This window comes from Ruegeria sp. SCP10 (assembly GCF_040329495.1).
In the GTDB taxonomy this organism is placed as follows: Bacteria; Pseudomonadota; Alphaproteobacteria; order Rhodobacterales; family Rhodobacteraceae; genus Ruegeria.
In genome coordinates this window covers 110688-130412 of record NZ_JBDZYF010000004.1, presented here as the reverse complement: position 1 = coordinate 130412, position 19725 = coordinate 110688, and the positions used below count along the sequence as shown (strand labels likewise).

Annotated in this window: 16 protein-coding genes; 4 read left to right on the top strand and 12 right to left on the bottom strand. The window is 57.9% G+C overall.

Features of this window, described 5'->3' with window-relative positions:
* Window positions 1-6: 6 nt before the first annotated feature.
* Entirely contained in the window at window positions 7-411 is a 405-nt protein-coding gene (mce, locus tag ABLN87_RS11930) for a methylmalonyl-CoA epimerase (RefSeq protein ID WP_170490274.1), read from the bottom strand.
* Between the two features lie 135 nt (window positions 412-546).
* Here mce and ABLN87_RS11925 point away from each other — a divergent pair, with 135 nt between their 5' ends.
* Window positions 547-1266 carry a response regulator gene (locus ABLN87_RS11925; protein WP_353010490.1) on the top strand — a complete coding sequence of 240 codons (720 nt, stop codon included), beginning with the start codon at window positions 547-549 and terminating at the stop codon, window positions 1264-1266.
* 270 nt (window positions 1267-1536) lie between these two features.
* Here the strand turns inward: ABLN87_RS11925 and aspS are convergent, their stop codons facing one another.
* The 4 genes from aspS to ABLN87_RS11905 all read right to left on the bottom strand — a co-directional run bounded on the left by aspS (window position 1537) and on the right by ABLN87_RS11905 (window position 5786).
* The gene (gene aspS / locus ABLN87_RS11920; protein ID WP_353010488.1) at window positions 1537-3312 is read right to left on the bottom strand and encodes an aspartate--tRNA ligase; all 1776 of its coding nucleotides are present in this window, start codon (window positions 3310-3312) and stop codon (window positions 1537-1539) included.
* 79 nt (window positions 3313-3391) lie between these two features.
* Window positions 3392-4063, bottom strand: coding sequence for a CPBP family intramembrane glutamic endopeptidase (locus ABLN87_RS11915; RefSeq protein ID WP_353010486.1), 672 nt, complete (start codon window positions 4061-4063; stop codon window positions 3392-3394).
* A complete protein-coding gene (locus ABLN87_RS11910) occupies window positions 4060-4704 on the bottom strand; it encodes an aminotransferase class IV family protein (protein WP_353010484.1) in 645 nt (214 codons plus the stop codon). Before ABLN87_RS11910 ends, ABLN87_RS11915 begins: the two co-directional genes overlap by 4 nt.
* Complete coding sequence (locus ABLN87_RS11905; RefSeq protein ID WP_353010739.1) at window positions 4659-5786, bottom strand: aminodeoxychorismate synthase component I; 1128 nt, start codon at window positions 5784-5786, stop codon at window positions 4659-4661. Before ABLN87_RS11905 ends, ABLN87_RS11910 begins: the two co-directional genes overlap by 46 nt.
* Window positions 5787-5963: 177 nt before the next feature.
* On the opposite strand from ABLN87_RS11905, the gene carB reads away from it, so the two are divergent.
* Window positions 5964-9308 carry a carbamoyl-phosphate synthase large subunit gene (gene carB, locus ABLN87_RS11900; protein WP_353010482.1) on the top strand — a complete coding sequence of 1115 codons (3345 nt, stop codon included), beginning with the start codon at window positions 5964-5966 and terminating at the stop codon, window positions 9306-9308.
* 67 nt (window positions 9309-9375) lie between these two features.
* Here the strand turns inward: carB and ABLN87_RS11895 are convergent, their stop codons facing one another.
* The 3 genes from ABLN87_RS11895 to ABLN87_RS11885 are packed head-to-tail and all read right to left on the bottom strand — an operon-like array spanning window position 9376 to window position 13867.
* Window positions 9376-12411: an efflux RND transporter permease subunit gene (locus tag ABLN87_RS11895; protein ID WP_353010480.1), complete on the bottom strand. Its 3036-nt coding sequence runs from the start codon at window positions 12409-12411 to the stop codon at window positions 9376-9378.
* 11 nt (window positions 12412-12422) lie between these two features.
* Complete coding sequence (locus ABLN87_RS11890; protein WP_353010478.1) at window positions 12423-13460, bottom strand: efflux RND transporter periplasmic adaptor subunit; 1038 nt, start codon at window positions 13458-13460, stop codon at window positions 12423-12425.
* Complete coding sequence (locus tag ABLN87_RS11885) at window positions 13457-13867, bottom strand: MarR family winged helix-turn-helix transcriptional regulator (protein WP_353010476.1); 411 nt, start codon at window positions 13865-13867, stop codon at window positions 13457-13459. Before ABLN87_RS11885 ends, ABLN87_RS11890 begins: the two co-directional genes overlap by 4 nt.
* Window positions 13868-14089: 222 nt before the next feature.
* On the opposite strand from ABLN87_RS11885, the gene ABLN87_RS11880 reads away from it, so the two are divergent.
* A complete protein-coding gene (locus tag ABLN87_RS11880) occupies window positions 14090-15214 on the top strand; it encodes a beta-ketoacyl-ACP synthase III (protein WP_353010474.1) in 1125 nt (374 codons plus the stop codon).
* Here the strand turns inward: ABLN87_RS11880 and ABLN87_RS11875 are convergent, their stop codons facing one another.
* Window positions 15215-17008, bottom strand: coding sequence for a hypothetical protein (locus ABLN87_RS11875; RefSeq protein WP_353010472.1), 1794 nt, complete (start codon window positions 17006-17008; stop codon window positions 15215-15217).
* A gap of 118 nt (window positions 17009-17126) precedes the next feature.
* A complete protein-coding gene (locus ABLN87_RS11870; RefSeq protein ID WP_353010737.1) occupies window positions 17127-17588 on the bottom strand; it encodes a hypothetical protein in 462 nt (153 codons plus the stop codon).
* A gap of 360 nt (window positions 17589-17948) precedes the next feature.
* Between ABLN87_RS11870 and ABLN87_RS11865 the strand changes: the two genes are divergently transcribed.
* Window positions 17949-18527: a thymidine kinase gene (locus ABLN87_RS11865; protein WP_353010471.1), complete on the top strand. Its 579-nt coding sequence runs from the start codon at window positions 17949-17951 to the stop codon at window positions 18525-18527.
* 25 nt (window positions 18528-18552) lie between these two features.
* On the opposite strand, the gene ABLN87_RS11860 is transcribed toward ABLN87_RS11865, so the two are convergent.
* Both ABLN87_RS11860 and proC read right to left on the bottom strand, forming a co-directional pair.
* Window positions 18553-18891, bottom strand: a complete 339-nt coding sequence (locus tag ABLN87_RS11860; protein WP_353010469.1) for a tRNA-binding protein — start codon at window positions 18889-18891, stop codon at window positions 18553-18555.
* Window positions 18884-19699, bottom strand: a complete 816-nt coding sequence (gene proC, locus ABLN87_RS11855; protein ID WP_353010467.1) for a pyrroline-5-carboxylate reductase — start codon at window positions 19697-19699, stop codon at window positions 18884-18886. The genes ABLN87_RS11860 and proC overlap by 8 nt, the downstream gene beginning before the upstream one ends.
* Between the last annotated feature and the right edge of the window lie 26 nt (window positions 19700-19725).

Below are 19725 nucleotides of genomic sequence, written 5' to 3'. Positions count from 1 at the left end.
TTTGCGTTATACCTGCTCTAGCTCGACCAGGCAGCCGTTGAAATCCTTGGGATGCAAGAACAAAACGGGTTTGCCATGCGCACCAATTTTCGGCTCGCCACTGCCCAATACACGCGCACCGGTTTCTTTCAGGTGATCGCGGGCTGCGATTATATCTTCGACCTCATAGCACACATGGTGAATGCCACCTGCGGGGTTTTTTTCGAGGAACCCGTTGATCGGACTATCATCGCCCAGCGGATACAGAAGTTCGATTTTGGTGTTGGGCAGCTCGATGAACACGACCGTGACACCATGATCCGGCTCATCCTGCGGGGCACCCACCTTAGCGCCCAGCGCAGAACGATACTGCTCGGATGCGGCTTCTAGGTCGGGTACGGCAATGGCGACGTGGTTCAGGCGTCCGATCATAGTAGTCTCCTGTGGCTTGCGTTACATGGGTTATGGGGGCAGCCCCGGCAAAGAACAAGTGCGCCAAATCGCCCGTTAACCCTGTGTTAGCCAGAAGTTCCTAGCGTGAAGCAACTGTTGGATAGGAGAGCTGCCATGGACGATTCGGTCCCCTTCGCCACCACCATCGCCGCGCCCACGGCAACGCGGCCGCTGCTGGGACAAACCATTTTGGTCGTCGAAGACAGTCGCTACGCCTGCGATGCCATTCGTTTGATGTGCCTACACAGCGGGGCGAGGATCAGGCGCGCAGACTGTTTGAAATCCGCACGCCGTCATCTGCAGATCTATCGCCCTTCTGTCATTCTGGTAGATATGGGATTGCCGGACGGCTCGGGGGCCGATTTGATCGCTGAACTCAGCGCGGCATCCCCACGGATCAGCGTGATTCTGGGCATGTCAGGCGATGATGGGAATCCGGCTGTAGCTCAAAGCGTCGGGGCAGATGGTTTTCTTCCTAAGCCTTTAAAATCCATGTCTTATTTTCAGAAATCTATCCTCGAATGCCTGCCCGAGGATCGACGCCCCAGTGGCCTGCATTCGGTCCGGGATGAAGTGATCCAGCCCGACCCCCTAGCTTATCAAGATGACATGGCCCATATCGCAGATGTTCTGGCCGGACCCACCGATCCACGCACCTTGGATTATGCCGCCCAGTTTCTGCAGGGCGTTGCGCGTGAGGCCGAAGATACTGTCCTTGCAGAAGCCGCGCGCAAGCTTGCCCAGTCGCGCGTTCAAGGCACCCCGATCACTGCACTGGCTGCGCAGGTTGCGGGCCTTGTTCAAAGCCGCCTGGAACAGAGAGAGGCAATCTGAAATGGCAACCGCGTATTTTATCACCGCATCATTGCTGTTTGTCTGGATGTACCGCCACACCCGCCAAACCGCCCGTTCCATTCGCGTCAACCGAGAAAGGTTGGAAAAGCTCGTCGACTAGCAGTGGGTTTCCGAAGTGTTTTACCCGCTCGCGCACTACTCCCCCGCTATGCGCGGAGGGAGGGATCGCAAATTGAGGGGCCTTTCAGCCGCAAATCGACCGATGTTTCGCGCTTCACCAGCTCGTGAGCAAAGTCTGGCCACGGTGATCTAATCCTGTGGAATGATCCGCAGACCCAGTTCCATCAACTGATCCGAGGTCGGATCGGACGGTGCATCCATCATCAGGTCTTCGGCGCGCTGGTTCATCGGAAACATCATGACCTCACGGATATTGGCCTCATCGGCCAGCAGCATCACGATCCGGTCGATACCCGCAGCGCAGCCCCCGTGCGGCGGCGCACCATAGTGGAAGGCATTGAACAATGCGCCAAAGCGGGATTTGACTTCTTCCTCGCCATAACCTGCTAGCTCAAAGGCTTTCAGCATGATTTCCGGCTTGTGGTTCCGGATCGCGCCCGAGACCAGCTCATAGCCGTTACAGGCCAGATCGTACTGATAGCCGCGCACGTCCAGGGGATTGCCGTTCAGCGCCTCCATACCGCCCTGCGGCATCGAGAACGGGTTATGTTCAAAGTCGATGGCGCCGGTTTCCTCGTCCTGCTCGTAGATCGGGAAATCCACGATCCAGGCAAAGGCAAAACGGTCTTTTTCGGTAAGGCTCAGTTCTTCGCCGATGACATCTCGCGCCTTGCCTGCGACCTTTTCAAAGGCCTTCGGTTTGCCACCCAGGAAGAACGCGGCATCGCCAACGCCCAGACCCAGTTGCTGACGGATCGCCTCGGTCCGCTCGGGGCCGATGTTCTTGGCCAACGGGCCAGCGGCCTCCATCCCTTCGCCCTGATCGCGCCAGAAGATGTAACCCATACCGGGCAGGCCTTCTCTCTGAGCAAAGGCGTTCATGCGGTCACAGAACTTGCGGCTGCCACCGCTCGGCGCCGGGATGGCGCGAATTTCGGTACCATCCTGCTCCAACAGCTTTGCGAAAATCGCAAAGCCAGACCCGCGGAAGTGGTCGGAGACCACTTGCATTTTAATAGGGTTCCGCAGGTCGGGCTTGTCGCTGCCATACCACAGGGCCGCATCCTTGTAGGAAATCTGCGGCCAGTCCTGATCGACCTTACGGCCACCGCCGAACTCTTCAAACACGCCGGTCAGAACGGGCTGGATCGTGTCGAACACGTCCTGCTGCTCGACAAAGGACATCTCAAGGTCAAGCTGGTAGAAATCGGTGGGTGACCGGTCCGCGCGCGGGTCTTCGTCCCGGAAGCATGGTGCAATCTGGAAGTACTTGTCGAAACCCGACACCATGATCAGCTGTTTGAACTGCTGAGGCGCCTGAGGAAGCGCGTAGAATTTGCCGGGGTGCAGACGCGAGGGCACCAGAAAGTCGCGCGCGCCTTCGGGGGACGAGGCCGTGATGATCGGCGTCTGATATTCACGGAAGCCCTGATCCCACATGCGGCGACGCATCGAGGCCACAACGTCCGAGCGCAGGGTCATGTTCTGCTGCATCGCCTCGCGGCGCAGGTCGAGGTAGCGATAGCGCAGGCGGGTTTCCTCGGGGTATTCCTGATCGCCAAACACCATCAACGGCAGCTCGTCGGCCGCACCCAGAACTTCCAGTTCGCGCACATAAACCTCGATCTCGCCGGTGGGCAGTTTCGGGTTCACCAGATCAGCGTCGCGCGCTTTGACGGTGCCATCGATGCGGATACACCATTCGGACCGAACCTTCTCCAGCTCGGTAAAGGCCGCGCTGTCGCCATCGCACAGAACTTGTGTCACACCAAAATGGTCGCGCAGGTCGATGAACAGCACGCCACCATGATCTCGGACACGATGCACCCAACCGGACAGGCGGACGGTTTCACCAACATTGGCGGCGGTCAGAGCGGCGCAGGTGTGGCTGCGATAGGCGTGCATCGATCATATCCCTTCGGGCGCAGAATTCGTCGCGCCGATACACCCCGTCAGGCCCGGAAAGTCAAGGCAGGTCGCCCCGTCAAAACGGCCTTTGCACGTTGCCTGAATAGAAATACACACCCAGACCCACGGCAAAGATGATATTCCCCGCAATCGCGTGCAGCAAAACCGCGTAGAAGAACGAACCGCGCTTGCGATAGGCCCAGCTAAAGAACAGCCCACCAACAAAGGTCATGATGGCTACAATCCAGCTCCAATACATCAGATGCGCGAAGGAAAAGATGGCTGCGTTCAGCAAGTCGGCCCGGCGCCCTTCGGGTAGCAAGGCGTGATACCGGCGGAAGAATAGCGGCCGAAACAGCAACTCCTGTGGTAATGCAGACAGCAACGGATAGCCAACCCAGATGAAGGCCAGCAACTCGGGCCGGTACCGTAGAAGCGCAAAAGCCGCGTCCGGGCGTGTGACATAGATCAGCGCGATACAGAACGCAGCGGTCGCCCCTGCAAACAGCGCCAGTTCACGCAGCGACCAGTTCGCCCAGCCGTATCTTAGTTCGGCCCAGCGAAACCCCGGTGTCGCGTGCAGCAGAAGGATACCCAGACCGGTGAAGGCAAATAGCGCCGGAAACATCCAGTTGGGCGGCAGGAAAACCGCGATGGCCAAAGGGGCTGCGATGAAAAACAGGCAAAACTCAAACCTTAAGCGCGTCAGCGCGACCGGAGGGGTTGTTAATGCCTCGCTCCTATTCACAAGCTCACCAACTCAGCCGGGATCAGACCGCGCAGGGAATTCCCCATGTAAACCGCTTTCGCATCCTTCAAGTCGTTCAACGTCAGCACTGCCTCAGCAAAATCCTGTTCCAACAACTCTTCGCGCAAGATACCGGGCAACAACCCGCTCGATAGTTTCGGAGTTAAGTGACGACCGTCGCGTGTTTCAAGGAACAGATTGGTGATTGACCCCTCGCACAGCTCGCCCCGCTCGTTCAGGAACAACAACTCATCGACAGCTCTGGGAATCGACGCGCGCGCAGTATCATAGATCACACGACGGGTCGTTTTGTGGCGGAGCCAGATGTCGTCGGAACTCAACTTGGTGTCAGCGACGGCAATTCGCCAGAGTGGGGGTTTGTCCGCCAGTGGGGCGGCTGTCAGATCGAACTGGCCAGCGACATCCATCGTTAGCCTGCACCGAAGGGCGACATCACACTCCACCTCGGACAACATCCCCCGCGCCGCCTCACGGTCGAAAGGCAAGGCCAGAGCCGATGCTGTTCGGCTCATACGGTTCAGGTGCCGATCCTCCCGCTCGAACCCTTGCCCGGGCTGAAAGCCCAGCGTTTCGATCAGGCGGAAGTCAGGCTCAACTGGTGGGCAAAGCGGGCTTTCCATAATGCCTCCTCGTATTCCGATGGGGCTGTGCTGTCCCAGACCACACCGCCGCCGACATTCAGGATCGCTTTGCCACCCTCCGTCATAAGCGTACGGATGGCGACGTTGAACTCGGACCGGCCATCCGGCGCGGCCCAGCCAATTGCGCCGCAATAGATGTCGCGCGGCCAAGGCTCCAATTCAGACAATATCTCCATCGCGCGGATTTTGGGGGCACCGGTGATGGACCCACAGGGGAACAAAGCCGTCAGGATGCCTGACAGCCCGGCACCAATCTGCAACTTTGCCCGCACCAGCGAAACCATCTGGTGCACAGTCGCGTAGGTTTCCACTTTGAACAGTTCAGGCACATGAACCGACCCCGGCAGGGCAACCCGGCTGATATCGTTGCGCAGCAGATCAACGATCATCAGGTTCTCGGCCCGGTTCTTCTCATCGCTGGACAAGAAGTTTCGGCGGCGGGCGTCCTCAGCCATATCCTCGCTACGTGGCTGTGTGCCTTTCATCGGACGCGTTTCGATCTGCCCGGCCTCATCTGTACGGAAAAACAACTCGGGCGAGCGGCTGAGCAGATCGGGCAATCCGTCTTGCTGAACCAACGCCCCGTGTCCGACCGGCTGGCCCGAGGTCAGCGCCGCATAAAGCGAGGCGCTGTCGCCGTCGATTTCCAGATCAATCGGGAATGTCAGATTGGCCTGATAAATATCGCCCGCACCAATGGCGTCATGCACTGATTTAAATGCCCGGCTGTATCGCGCCTCGTCCCAACGCGGCTGAAACTTTGATATACCGCCCGAGGCTTTGGGCAATTCGCTTTGCTTTGGCGGGTCATAGACGCCAAAACACAGCAAAGGCAGCTTTCGCCCCTCTGGCAGTCGCGCGGCCAGACGGGGCTCAAGCGTGTATCCAAGCTCATAGCTGGCATAGCCGGCCAGCCATCTGCCCGATGCGCGCGCCTCATCCAAGGCCGCCAGCGCATGCGGCACCTGATCCGCCCTGTCCGCGCGGATGATATGGGATGGCCGGTCAAACCGGGTTCCCGGACCGGCAGGGCCCTGATCGAAACGAATACGCAAGTGCATCCTCATCAACAGTGCTGCGCGATATAGAGAATACGACGCCAATGGAAAGAGAATAAAGCGGCAATTTGGCCTCGATTTCCGATACCTCTTGCACCTTTTGGCGCGAACCCTATAACGCAGGACAATTTGGGCACTGGGGCGGTGCCGGTGACTCGTACATTGTGAAGGGGCAAAGCCATGCCGAGAAGAACCGACATACAGTCGATTATGATCATCGGGGCGGGGCCCATTGTTATCGGGCAGGCATGCGAGTTTGACTATTCCGGGGCACAGGCCTGTAAGGCGCTGCGTGAAGAAGGCTATCGGGTCATTCTGGTAAACTCGAACCCCGCCACGATCATGACCGATCCCGGTCTAGCCGATGCCACCTATATCGAACCGATCACACCCGAAGTTGTCGCCAAGATTATCGAAAAAGAACGCCCCGACGCCTTGCTGCCCACGATGGGCGGACAAACCGGCCTGAACACCTCGCTCGCATTGGAAGAAATGGGCGTGCTCGAAGAATTCGGTGTTGAGATGATCGGCGCGAAACGCGACGCGATCGAGATGGCCGAAGACCGCAAACTGTTCCGCGAGGCGATGGACCGGCTGGGAATCGAAAACCCCAAGGCCGAGATCGTGACCGCCCCCAAGAACGCAGAGGGCAAGAAAGACCTGGAGGCCGGCGTGGTGCTGGCCCTGGAGACCCTTGAAACGGTCGGCCTTCCCGCCATCATCCGCCCGGCCTTTACGCTGGGCGGCACCGGCGGCGGTGTGGCCTATAACCGTGAGGATTATATCCATATTTGCCGCTCGGGCATGGATGCATCGCCCGTGGGTCAGATCCTGATCGACGAGAGCCTGCTGGGCTGGAAAGAGTATGAGATGGAGGTGGTGCGCGATACTGCCGACAACGCCATCATCGTGTGTTCCATTGAAAACGTCGATCCGATGGGGGTGCATACCGGTGACTCGATCACCGTGGCCCCGGCGCTCACGTTGACCGACAAAGAATACCAGATCATGCGCAATCACTCGATTGCAGTGCTGCGCGAGATCGGTGTGGAAACCGGCGGGTCGAACGTGCAATGGGCGATCAACCCTGTTGATGGCCGGATGGTCGTGATCGAGATGAATCCGCGTGTGTCGCGGTCCTCGGCGCTGGCGTCCAAAGCGACCGGATTCCCGATTGCCAAGATCGCCGCAAAGCTGGCCGTAGGTTACACGCTGGACGAGCTGGACAATGACATCACTAAGGTCACCCCAGCCTCGTTCGAGCCGACCATCGACTATGTCGTCACCAAGATACCAAAATTCGCCTTCGAAAAGTTCCCGGGCTCTGAACCCCACCTGACCACCGCGATGAAATCGGTGGGTGAGGCCATGTCCATTGGCCGCACCATCCACGAATCGATGCAAAAGGCGCTGGCCTCTATGGAATCAGGCCTGACCGGTTTTGATGAGGTCGAAATCCCCGGTTTGAATGTGGGTGTCTGGGACGCAGCGGACGACAAGGCTGCCGTGATCAAGGCGATCAGCCAGCAAACGCCGGATCGTCTGCGTACCATCGCACAAGCGATGCGCCATGGCCTGAGCGACGACGAGATTTTCGGCGTTACCAAGTTCGACCCCTGGTTCCTGTCCCGTATCCGCGAGATCGTCGAGGCCGAGCAACAGGTCCGCAAAAACGGTCTGCCAATAACCGAGGACGGCATTCGCAGGCTGAAGATGCTGGGCTTCACCGATGCACGTCTGGGCAACCTAACTGGCCGGGACGAGGACAACGTCCGCCGCGCCCGTCGCAATCTGGGCGTCACTGCCGTCTTCAAACGCATCGACACCTGCGCCGCTGAATTCGAGGCGCAGACGCCCTATATGTATTCGACCTACGAAGCCCCGATGATGGGCGAGGTCGAATGCGAAGCGCGCCCAAGCGACCGCAAGAAAGTCGTTATCCTTGGTGGTGGCCCGAACCGGATCGGTCAGGGGATCGAGTTCGACTATTGCTGCTGCCACGCCTGTTTCGCGCTGACCGACGCCGGGTATGAGACCATCATGGTCAACTGCAACCCCGAGACGGTCTCGACCGACTATGACACTTCGGACCGCCTGTATTTCGAGCCACTGACGTTTGAGCACGTCATGGAAATTCTGACGAAGGAACAGGAAAACGGCACATTGCATGGCGTCATTGTTCAATTCGGCGGGCAAACGCCATTGAAACTGGCAAACGCGCTAGAGTCCGAAGGCATTCCGATCCTCGGCACCACCCCGGATGCAATTGACCTGGCCGAAGACCGCGAGCGGTTCCAGGCTCTGGTGAACGATCTGGGTCTGAAACAGCCGAAGAACGGCATTGCCTCGACCGATGCCGAAGCGCTGGCCATTGCGGATGAGATCGGGTTCCCACTGGTGATCCGCCCCTCTTACGTTCTGGGTGGCCGCGCGATGGAAATCGTTCGTGATATGGACCAGCTCAAACGCTACATCAACGAGGCCGTGGTGGTTTCGGGTGACAGCCCTGTTCTGCTGGACAGCTACTTGGCAGGTGCGGTTGAGCTGGATGTGGATGCCCTGTGTGATGGTACCGACGTTCACGTCGCGGGCATCATGCAGCATATCGAAGAGGCCGGAGTGCACTCAGGCGACTCGGCCTGCTCGCTGCCGCCCTATTCGCTATCGAAAGAGATCATCGCGCAGATCAAGGATCAGACGTTCAAACTGGCCAAGGCGCTTAACGTCGTGGGCCTGATGAACGTTCAGTTCGCGATCAAGGATGACGAGATCTACCTGATCGAAGTAAACCCACGCGCCTCGCGGACCGTGCCTTTCGTTGCCAAGGCGACAGATAGTGCCATCGCATCCATCGCCGCGAGGTTGATGGCGGGCGAGAAGCTTTCGAACTTCCCGCAACGCCCGCCCTATCGGGAAGGTCAGGACACCAAGATCGCCGATCAGATGACACTGGCCGACCCGGACATGCCGTGGTTCTCGGTGAAAGAGGCGGTTCTGCCCTTCGCCCGGTTCCCCGGTGTCGACACCATTCTTGGCCCCGAAATGCGCTCGACCGGTGAGGTCATGGGCTGGGATCGTGACTTCCCACGCGCATTCCTCAAGGCTCAGATGGGCGCGGGTATGGTACTGCCCGCATCGGGCCGCGCGTTTATTTCGATCAAGGATGCCGACAAAACCCCCGCGATGCTCGAAGCCGCACAGGTTTTGTCCGCACAGGGATTTGCCCTTGTCGCCACCCGCGGCACGCAAAGCTGGCTGGCGGAACAAGGCGTCGCCTGCGATCTGGTCAACAAAGTCTATGAGGGCCGCCCGGATGTGGCGGACATGCTGAAAGACGGGCAGGTGCAGCTGGTGATGAACACAACCGAAGGCGCCCAGGCGGTTGAGGACAGCAAGGTCATCCGTTCCGTCGCCCTGTATGACAAGATCCCCTACTTCACCACAGCCGCTGCCAGCCACGCCGCCGCACTGGCCATCAAGGCGCAGGCCGAAGGCGATGTCGAGGTACAGTCGCTTCAGGGGTAATCTCCCCAAAGAGTAAAGCAAAACCCCCGGTCGCAGACCGGGGGTTTTTCATCTAAACAGCGGGTTTCTAAGTCGCCTGAAGCGGCTCATCCCGCTTGAAAAACAGCATATAGAACACGGGTGCGGCGACCATCGTCAAGATGGTGGCAAAGGCAAGACCACCCATAATCGTCACCGCCATCGATACAAAGAACGCATCCGACAGCAGCGGAGCCATGCCCAGAATCGTGGTGATCGCGGCCAGCATGACCGGGCGCAGACGCGAGATTGAGGCTTCGATGATCGAGTCCTGCAACGGTTTGCCGGTCGCGCGGACCAGATCGATTTCCTCAACCAGTACAATGCCATTCTTGATCAGCATCCCCGACAGGCTCAGCAGACCCAAAAGCGCGGTAAAGGTGAAGGGCAACCCGGTGCCCAACAGGCCGATCACCACTCCGTTCACGGACATCGGTACCAACAGCCAGATAATGATCGGTTGACGGATCGCGTTGAACAACAGAACTGAGATCAGTACCATGATCAATAAGCTGAGCGGCAGTTGCCGCCCGAGGCTTTCTTGCGCATCACGAGAGTCCTCAAACTCGCCGCCCCATTCCATTTTGTATCCAGGTGGCAGATCAATAGCCTCAATCGCATCTCGAACCTCGGAATGCACTTGGGCAGCCGTAAAGCCGGGCGGGATATCGGCGCCAACCGTGATGGTTAGAACACGATCGCGCCGGTGGACCAAAGTGTTCAGCGAACGGTATTCAAAGCCATCCACCATCTGTTCGATCGGAACAAAACGCTGCGATTGATCGGAATAGACCACCTGATCGACGATCGAATATTCACCATCGGCCGGGCGACGCAGGATAATCGGGATCAGACGGTCTCGCTCACGTAGCACGCCCCCGGTGATGCCGTCGGTCGAGAACTGCAATGTCGCCGCGATGTCTTCACGCGTCACCCCAGCCGTCTGCGCCCGTTCGGTCGCATAGATCGGCTGAACGGCAAGCTCTTGCTCGCGCCAGTCATGAGAGATGTTCAACGCATTCGGCGATGCGGCCGCCATGCGCTGCACCGCTTCGTCTGCCAGTTGCCGCAGGATCACCGGGTCGCTGCCCGAAAAGCGTGCCTGGATCGGATCGCCGCCACCTGGTCCAAAGACCAGCCGCTTGGTCCGGAACTCACCTTCGGGGAACTGGACAGAGCCAAACTCTTCCAGATCAGCCTGCAACAGCGGGATATCCTCCAGCGTTTCGGTACGGATGATCATATGACCATAGCTTGGGTTCGGGTCTTCGGCCGAATAAGTCAGCATAAACCGCGTGGCCCCCTGCCCGACAAAGGTTGTGACCGAGACGACATCATCCCGCTCAGTCAACCACTCTTCGAACACGGCCATGTCTTCAGCGGTACGGGCGACGGTTGTACCTTGCGGCAGTTTGTAGTGCACGAAGAACAGCGGTGTATTCGAATCCGGGAAAAACTGTTGCTTTACAAGCCCGAAACCGGCGTAGCATGCGACAGTGACTGCAACCAACCCGACAACAACCAGCCACCTCAACCGCAATGCGCCGCGCAGGATCGATCCGTAGATACGGAACAATATCCCGCCATAAGCATCTACGTCCCCCTCTGCACCCTGTTTGAAGAAATAGTGCCCCAACATCGGTGTCACGGTGATCGCCAACACCCAGCTGAGCAGAAGTGAGATCCCAATCACCGCGAAGAGCGAGAAAAGGAACTCTCCGGTTGCATCCGAACTCAGGCCAATACCCGCAAAGGCCATGATCCCGATTACCGTCGCACCAAGCAGCGGTATTTGCGTCTTTGAAGCGACCTCTTCCGCCGCATCGCGAGAGGGTTTGCCACGCAGCATGGCAATCTGCATCCCCTCAGCAACAACGATGGCGTTATCAACCAGCATTCCCATCGCAATGATCAATGCGCCAAGCGAAATCCTCTCCATCTCGATCGAGAACAACGCCATGAAAAGCAGAGTGCCAACCACAGTCAGCAAAAGAGTCGACCCAACAACAACGGCGGCCCGCCAGCCCATGAACAGGCCCAACACGGCAACCACGATGGCTACCGACATCGCCAGGTTCACCAGAAAGTCATTGGATGCCTGCTCGACCACGACATGCTGCTGATAGATCGGCAGGATGTCGACACCATAGGGGATCGCGATATCAAGCTCAGCAAATTTTGCGTCTACGCGTTTGCCGACTTCGACGATGTTTTCGGTCGACAGACCCGCCACACCCAACGTAAAGGCCTCGACCCCGTCAAACCGGATGATTACGTCAGGGTCGGTCTGCCGCGCGCGGTAGACGTTGGACATATCAAACAGGTTAATCACCTGCCCCTGCGAACCAACCGATAGCCCGGCGATAGCGGACACGCTGTCAGACCCTTCGGCCGTTAGAATCGTGGTGCGATCATCGGCTGACCGCACCGACCCCGATGCATTGACGGAATCGGCGTTGGAAATCGCCTCGTTAATCGCCTGAATCGGAACGTTTTGATTGACCGAAATCGCAAGGTCGGGCTCGATAAAGATAGCCTCTTGCGGCAGGCCTTGTACCTCGACATCCGCAACGCCAGAGACGGTCAGCAATTCGCGCCTCAGAAAGGTCGCCAGTTCATGCTTTTCTGCGTCCGAAAACCCCTCGGCTGTGACCGCATAGAACAGACCGAACACATCCCCAAAACCGTCATTGACGAAGGGCTGGTCAACCCCCGAGGGCAGCCCACGCGCCGCATCGCGTATCTTGGCACGCAACCGAGTCCAGACGGCGGGTAGCTCGGTGCCATCATAGGTGGATTTGATCTCGACCTCGATCAGGGATCGCCCGGGCTGATTGACTGACGTGATCGTGTCCACCTCACCCATCTGCTGAATGGCCGATTCAAGGGGCTCGGACACTTCCAGCGCCACCTGTTCGGCCGTCGCACCAGGGTACTGCGTGACAATAACGGCGTTTTTGATGGTAAAGGCCGGGTCTTCCAAGCGACCCAGTGACAGAAAGCCCCAGATACCGCCGAACAAGGCAATGAGGATGATCAGCCACGTATAGATAGGCCGGTCAATCGAGGCGCGCGCGATGTTCATATCCCAGCCCCTCAGTTGGCGAAGCCGGAAAAGCGGCGCACCGCCTGACCATCTGTCAGCACGGCCCCTCCCGCGACTACAATCTCGTCGCCGCTGGACAAGCCTGTCAGCACCCGAACATCGCCCGACTGGGTTGGCTCGATTGTGACGGGCACACGGCGCACGGTGCCCTCATCGGCGCCAGCAGGGGAAAACACCATCACTGATAGAGCGCCGCTAGCGTCAGCGACAATAGCGGTTGCTGGAATTGTAATGCCCCGATTGTGATCCTGTACCTGCGCAGTCACGGTCACAGAAGACCCCGGTAGAATCTGCAGACCCTCAGGTGGGGTCAGGCCGAACTGAATGCGAAAGGTCTGCCCGACGCTGGAGGATTCGGCATCAAATTCGCGAATCTCCAGCGGGAACACTTCATCGCTGACCGGGAACTTCGCGGTCAGGACAATGTCATCCTGCTGCCCAGTACGCTGGAATAAGATCTCTGGCACGTCTACTTCGATCCGCAGCTCGGACATATCGTGGATCCGCACAATGGGCGTACCCGACGAGACAGTTGTAAAGGCTTCGACCGCGCGGCTGGACACCAGCGCATCGAAGGGAGCGGTTAGGGTTGCATGTTCCAGCTCGTATTCCGCATCGCGCAGGGCGATAGCCGCTAACTGGGCGTCAGTCACGGCGTCATCGACGGCAACCTGGCTGGCAGTTGTTCCGCGCAGGCGTGACAAGCGGGCTTCGGTCCGGTCTGCCTGTTCCTTTTGCAGCTTTGCCCGATCCAAACGCAGCTGAAAGGGCTCCTGATCAAGGCGCGCAATCAGCTGGCCTTTGGGGATGACAAACCCTTCGGTGACCGGCATTTCGACAATCTGACCTGACACCTGAAAGGCCAGATCGACGGTCTGCCGCGCCGCGACGCGCCCGAAGAACTGGCGTGAAAACCCCGGCATCGTTTCTTGCACCAGCATCAACTTGACTGGCTTGGCGACATCCTGTGCAGCCAGCGGTGACGAAAGAACAGTCAGGGCAAGGCCCAATGAAGTCAGCAATTTCATTTCTTCAGTCCCTCGGGAATTCCCGTTTTCAGAATGGTATCACGGATTTTATGCGCCAGTTGCGCGAATTGAGCGGTTTCGTCCGCATTCAGACCCGAGGCACGATGGAACAATGCTCCGGCTTCGGCGACCAGCATGTTTCGGGCATCCTCGCCTTTTGAGGTCAAAACCAACAACCAGGCGCGCCGGTCCATTGGGTCACGCTCCCGCTTGAGGTACCCCGACTTCTCCAGCGCATCTGCCGTCGCCGTGATCGTGGACGGAACGGTAAGCATATCAGCCGCTAGAACGCCCATACGCTTGGGTTGATCCAGCTTGATCAACATGTGGCATTCGGGATGGCTCAGCTCTGTTTCGATGCTCTCAAACGCCTCTTCCAGTTTCCAGTACAGGGCATAGACCCCCATTATGGACTGAATTTCAGGACTCAGGCGGCAAAGTCTTTCGCTGACATCTTCTGACAAAGGATTTCTCCACTTAGGTGGCCGCCATATACTTCATTATCTGAACTATTCAAGTTATGAAGCTGCGCTAAGGTAAGCTCGCGCTCATTCCCTTGGGTCAACTCCCCTTGATCAAAACCCCTGGCGACTGCATTTTAGGCGGATTCGAAACTTTCAGGACCCGTCATGCATACGCCCGCCATAACCGGTACCGGTGTTTTCACGCCAGAAAACGTCATCACCAACGCTGAGCTTGTTCAAGCGTTCAACGCCTATGCAGATAAGCAGAACGCCGAAAACGCCGAAGCCATTGCCAATGGTGAGATGGAGCCGATGCAGCATTCATCGGAAGAGTTCATCGTAAAGGCCTCTGGCATCGAAAACCGATATGTCATGGACAAGACCGGCGTCCTTGATCCGGACAAGATGTACCCAGCACTGCGTCAGCGCAGCGATGATGAACCGGGTATCATGACGGAAATGGCCATCGACGCTTGCAACAAAGCGCTAGCGCAGGCCGGGCGCACGGCCGCGGATGTCGATCTGGTCATTTGCGCGGCTTCAAACCACGAACGGGCCTATCCCGCGGTTGCGATTGAAATCCAACAAGCCCTGGGCATTGACGGGTTCGGGTTCGACATGAATGTCGCCTGCTCATCGGCCACGTTCGGCATTCAGGCCGCAGCTGACATGGTGCGGTCCGGCTCGATCCGGGCTGCGCTGGTTGTGAACCCCGAGATATGCTCTGGCCACCTGGAATGGCGTGACCGGGATTGCCACTTCATCTTTGGCGACGTGGCAACGGCAACCCTGATCGAACGGATCGAAGACGCGCAAGGGCCGCATTTCGAAATCCTCTCGACCCGATGCGCCACGGCATTTTCCAACAACATTCGCAACAATAACGGCTTCCTGCGCCGCTCGCGCCCCGACGGGATGGATGATCGCCGCGACATGCAGTTCATGCAGAACGGTCGCAAGGTCTTCAAGGAAGTGCTGCCCATGGTCAGCAAACATATCAGCGATCACATGAGCGCCGAAGGCGTGGGCAGCGAAGACCTCAAACGTCTCTGGCTGCATCAGGCCAACAAAACCATGAACGACTTTATTGGTAAAAAGGTGCTGGGGCGTGAGCCCGAAGCGAATGAGCAACCCAACATCCTTCAAGATTATGCCAACACCTCATCTGCCGGTTCGATCATCGCGTTTTCCAAGCATTCGGACGATCTGAAAGACGGAGATGTCGGGCTGATCTGTTCGTTTGGCGCTGGCTATTCGGTCGGATCGGTGATCGTAAAACGGCACACCTGACTAGGGTCCTGGCACATCTGTCACGCGGAAAATCTGGAACACCGCGTCAGCGCTGGTAGGTATCTCCACCACGTTTTCCGGCAACTTGTCCTGGATCATACCTGCCGGGAACCCAACGCCATCCGAGACGCTGGACCAGTACTCAGCCCGAGGATGGGACTTGCAGATCAGAATGTAGTCCACGCCCAGTTCGCTGAGGCGCGGACCAGCATCGGTCGATTCGGACCGGAACAGATCAATCTGTGCCAGCATACCGGCCTTGTTCCGGTGATAGTTCCCCGCCAAGACCGAATGATCCGTGTATCGCAGGATCTGAGCGGCATAGTCGAAATCAGCGAGGATGAAACCCGGCTCAAGCTCCTGCAGCGGAAGAATGGCCTGCTGGGTGTTACATTCAAAAGCCGGTGCCGCTGTTTGCTCAGCCCCCGCTACGTTCGAGGCCGTTTGGGGCGCCATACGATCCTCAATCGCGGAACCCGTTTTCGGTGACATGAAGACGACAAACAGAATCATCAGAATCCCAAGGGCCGAGCGGCCCTCGGCCCTGTATCTGCGATACATCACGGCCAAGACCTGCGCCTGTACGGCGACCAGTGACATGGTGAGGAACGTCATCAGTCGGGACTGATACAAAAACAGAACAAGCCCCGCAGCAATCAGGCACAGAAACAGGGTGTATTCAATTTTCGCATCACTCCTACGGATGAACATCACAGATGCAAGGATCAGGAAAATCGAAATCAGTATCAGGGCAATCGTCTCACCTGCATGTCTTTGCAGGACCACCAGAACGTTCTGAGACTCGGTGATCTGGCTAAGCCAGAATTGCCTGATGGCCAGCGGCATTTGATCAATTGGGTTTCCAAGACAATAGGGTGCATAAACATACGCCGTGAACACCGCGACGGCTGCAACCAACACAAGGTTTGTGAAACGCCCCCAGACAGCGCTTTGTGAGGTTAAGGCAGCCGCAACAAGCAATCCCAGCGCAGCCAGGCTAAGTGGCAATGCGACGCTGAGCGTCAGAGCATCGCAGCCTGGATAGAAGAAACTGGTGCGGCTGGCCGTCACAAGGATTGCCACGAGCAAAGTCGCCAAAATCCCAAGGCACATCGCGATGGTTCTGCGCCGGGCCTCGGACCCCGTCAGGGCCCAGTCGAGCGCTGCAAAAACTGCGATCAAGGCGATCTGTGCCAGCGACTCGGTGCCGATCGACAGGGACAGTGCCAGACACGCACCCAACCACAAGCCGGCGTACCGCCTGTCTTGCCGTTGCGCAAAGAACATCAACGCTGCGGCAAACAGCAGAATCTGCAAACCGTGGTGGTCAAAGGAATGCTGATCGAACTTGCCTGAGTTCAGCAGGGCCAAAACGCCAAAAAGCAGCGCTGCAACCGCCCCTTCACGCCCGCCCAACGCGCCGCCTGTGGCTGCAAAAGCCCAAAGGGTGAGACCCGCCAGCAAGGTAGGCCAGACAAAGCCAGCAACCTCAAAGGCGGCTTCTGACGGCAAGAAAACAGCGCTGAGTTCAAATAGTGCCAGAATCGGTGCATCCACGAACCGGGACCAATGCATCAGCGTCCCTTCGCCTGGACCCAAACGATGCTGATAGGGATCGAACCACCCCTGCCCGTTTCGCAGATCCTGAACCGAGACCCAGCGCATGAAGTCATCCGGCCCATCAATCGGGCCCGCCAAAGTCATCAAGACGATAAAGATCACCAAAGCAAACCAGTACAGCCGGAAAACCAACCTGTCGGACAGGATGCTATACGCCTCATGCCGTGTGTTCATTTTGGATTGCCTTTGACCGACCTGTCTTGGTCGCATTCATATCGACCAGAAATGACGGAATTGAGGCACCAGGCATCCGCACCAGAGGCTTGGCGCATCACAGGGGTTCGCCCCTTACTCAGCTGACGCTTTCTTCTTCCAGATGCAACTTCATCTCGATCAGAACCTGTTGCAGAAGGCTGGTTTCTTTCAGCAAACGCTTGGCTTCGTTCACGGTGATGATACCGTCTTCGATGGCGGCTTGGTATTCTGTCATCAGCATCGCAAAACGCTGGCTCAGGGCGATGACATCCGAGTTTACGCCGCCAGTACGAGGGGCATCAGTGTTCCGTCCATCATAGGACAGCGTGATATTTTTGAGATCAGCCAATGCCGATGTGACATGCGGATAGGATGCGGCGTTTTCAAGGCGGGCGACCGCATCCACGGGCATAAACCTGTCGGCATGTTCCGTGTTGTCGGAATAATACCGGCCAAGTGTCGCCTTGGATTTTCCGGTGATCTCGCAGGCCGCTTCGATTCCGACGTCTTTCACCAGCGCCTCGGTGTGTTTCTTCAGATAAGCCCCGATATCTGCCATTGTTTTACCTTTGTTACCTGCATCCGCTGTTCCACCGCCAGTATTGGGGGAAAGCGCCGGGAAATTTCCCATAACAGAGTCATAATTGAAATGTCATACATTGGCTATCCCTCAGATATGCGGGGGATTTTGTGAGTGAGTGGCGGCAGTTCCTGCCGGTAACGAGTGAACGTGAGGCAAGATTATTGGGTCTCACGCTGTTCAGGCCTAATGAAGGCCGATAGCGTCGCTGTTGTAGGCGCAGGGGTTCCATCCCCAAAGAGCCTGTGCTCGACCTTTGCAACTGCAACGGCGGCGTCTATTTTTTCAGGTGTTTTTTGAAGCCTTGTTCCGTCCGCCGATGCGATTTAGACCCGGCTCATGGCAAAGCTGTATTTTAACTATTCAACCATGAACGCGGGCAAATCGACCGTGTTGCTGCAGGCCTCGCACAACTATCGTGAGCGCGGCATGGAAACTTATCTGATGACGGCAGCCGTCGACGGGCGCGCCGGTCAAGGCCGTATCGCCTCGCGCATTGGCATCTCAGAGCAGGCAGACACCTTTCTGCCCGGTGATGATGTGTTTGTGATGATTGATGCCCGCCTGAAACGCGGCGCCGTCGCCTGTGTCTTCATTGATGAGGCTCAGTTTTTGTCTGAGGATCAAGTCTGGCAGCTGGCCCGCGCCGTCGATGACCTGAATGTCCCAGTTCTGGCCTACGGGCTGCGCGTCGACTTTCAGGGCAAGTTGTTTCCCGGTTCTGCCGCACTGTTGGCCCTGGCCGATGAAATGCGCGAGGTTCGTACCATCTGCAAATGCGGGCGCAAAGCCACAATGGTGATTCGTCAGGACGCGAACGGCAACGCAATCACAGAAGGCGCGCAGGTACAGATCGGCGGGAATGAGACCTATGTCTCACTTTGCCGCAAACACTGGCGCGAGGCTGTCGGCGACTAGGGCCTAGCGCAGACCCAAAGTGTGTTCAGTGCATACGGCCGCCCAAAGGAACCTTCCCATCCGGTCCGATCAACATGATCTCACCGCTTTCATCGGGCAGCCCCAGCACCAGCACTTCAGACATAAATTTGCCAATCTGGCGCGGCGGAAAATTGACCACGGCCATGACCTGTTTGCCCACCAAAGTGGCGGGATCGTAATGGGCCGTAATCTGGGCCGAGGTTTTCCGCTCACCAATCTCATCACCAAAATCGATCCACATCTTAATCGCGGGCTTGCGGGCTTCGGGATAGGGTTCGGCACGGATGACCTCACCCACCCGGATATCCACTTTAAGAAAATCATCAAAGCTGATTTCACGCACGAGACAATTCCTTTGACCGGTCCGTCGCGGCTTTGACCGCGCGGTGCAGAAGATCGGGGAAGCCACCCTCTTCGTCCATCAACACCTCAAGCGCAGCCTGAGTGGTGCCGTTGGGTGAGGTGACGTTGACGCGTAGCTGCGTCGGGCCGTCTTCGGCAGCGATGGCAAGCGCCCCTGCCCCGGCAACCGTGGACTTCGCCAGTTTCATGGCCAGATCATCCGGCAACCCTTGCGCTGCACCCGCAGCCGCCAGTGTTTCAATCAAATGGAACACATAGGCCGGGCCCGAACCGCTGACACCTGTGACCGCATCAATCTGCGCCTCTTCCGACAGTCGGACGGTTTCACCAATCGCGGCAAGAAGGTCCTCGGCCAGGTTCAGGTCCTCCTCGCTTACATGCGCATTGCCAATCATCGCCGTGATCCCCCGCCGGATCGCCGCCGGTGTGTTGGGCATGGCGCGAATGATCGGGGTGCCTGCGCCCAAAACACTCTCGAATGTTGCAATCGACGTACCCGCGGCGACAGACACGAACAGGCTGCCACCACCGCCCAGCGCCTGAATGGCAGGCAGAGCATCCCCCATCATCTGCGGTTTAACGGCAACCAGAACAACGGCAGGCGCGTTCGGCAATGTGGTGTTGATACGAACGTCCTGCGCCCGCAGCCAATCTGAGGGATATGGATCGATCACCCAAACAGATGAAGCGGGCAGACCGTGTTCCAGCCAACCTGCCAACATCGCGGACCCCATCTTTCCGCAACCCAAAAGCACCAGGCCGTTTTCGGCCACGCGCGACATGTCCATGGTTGCCCCTCCCCTTACATATCGGT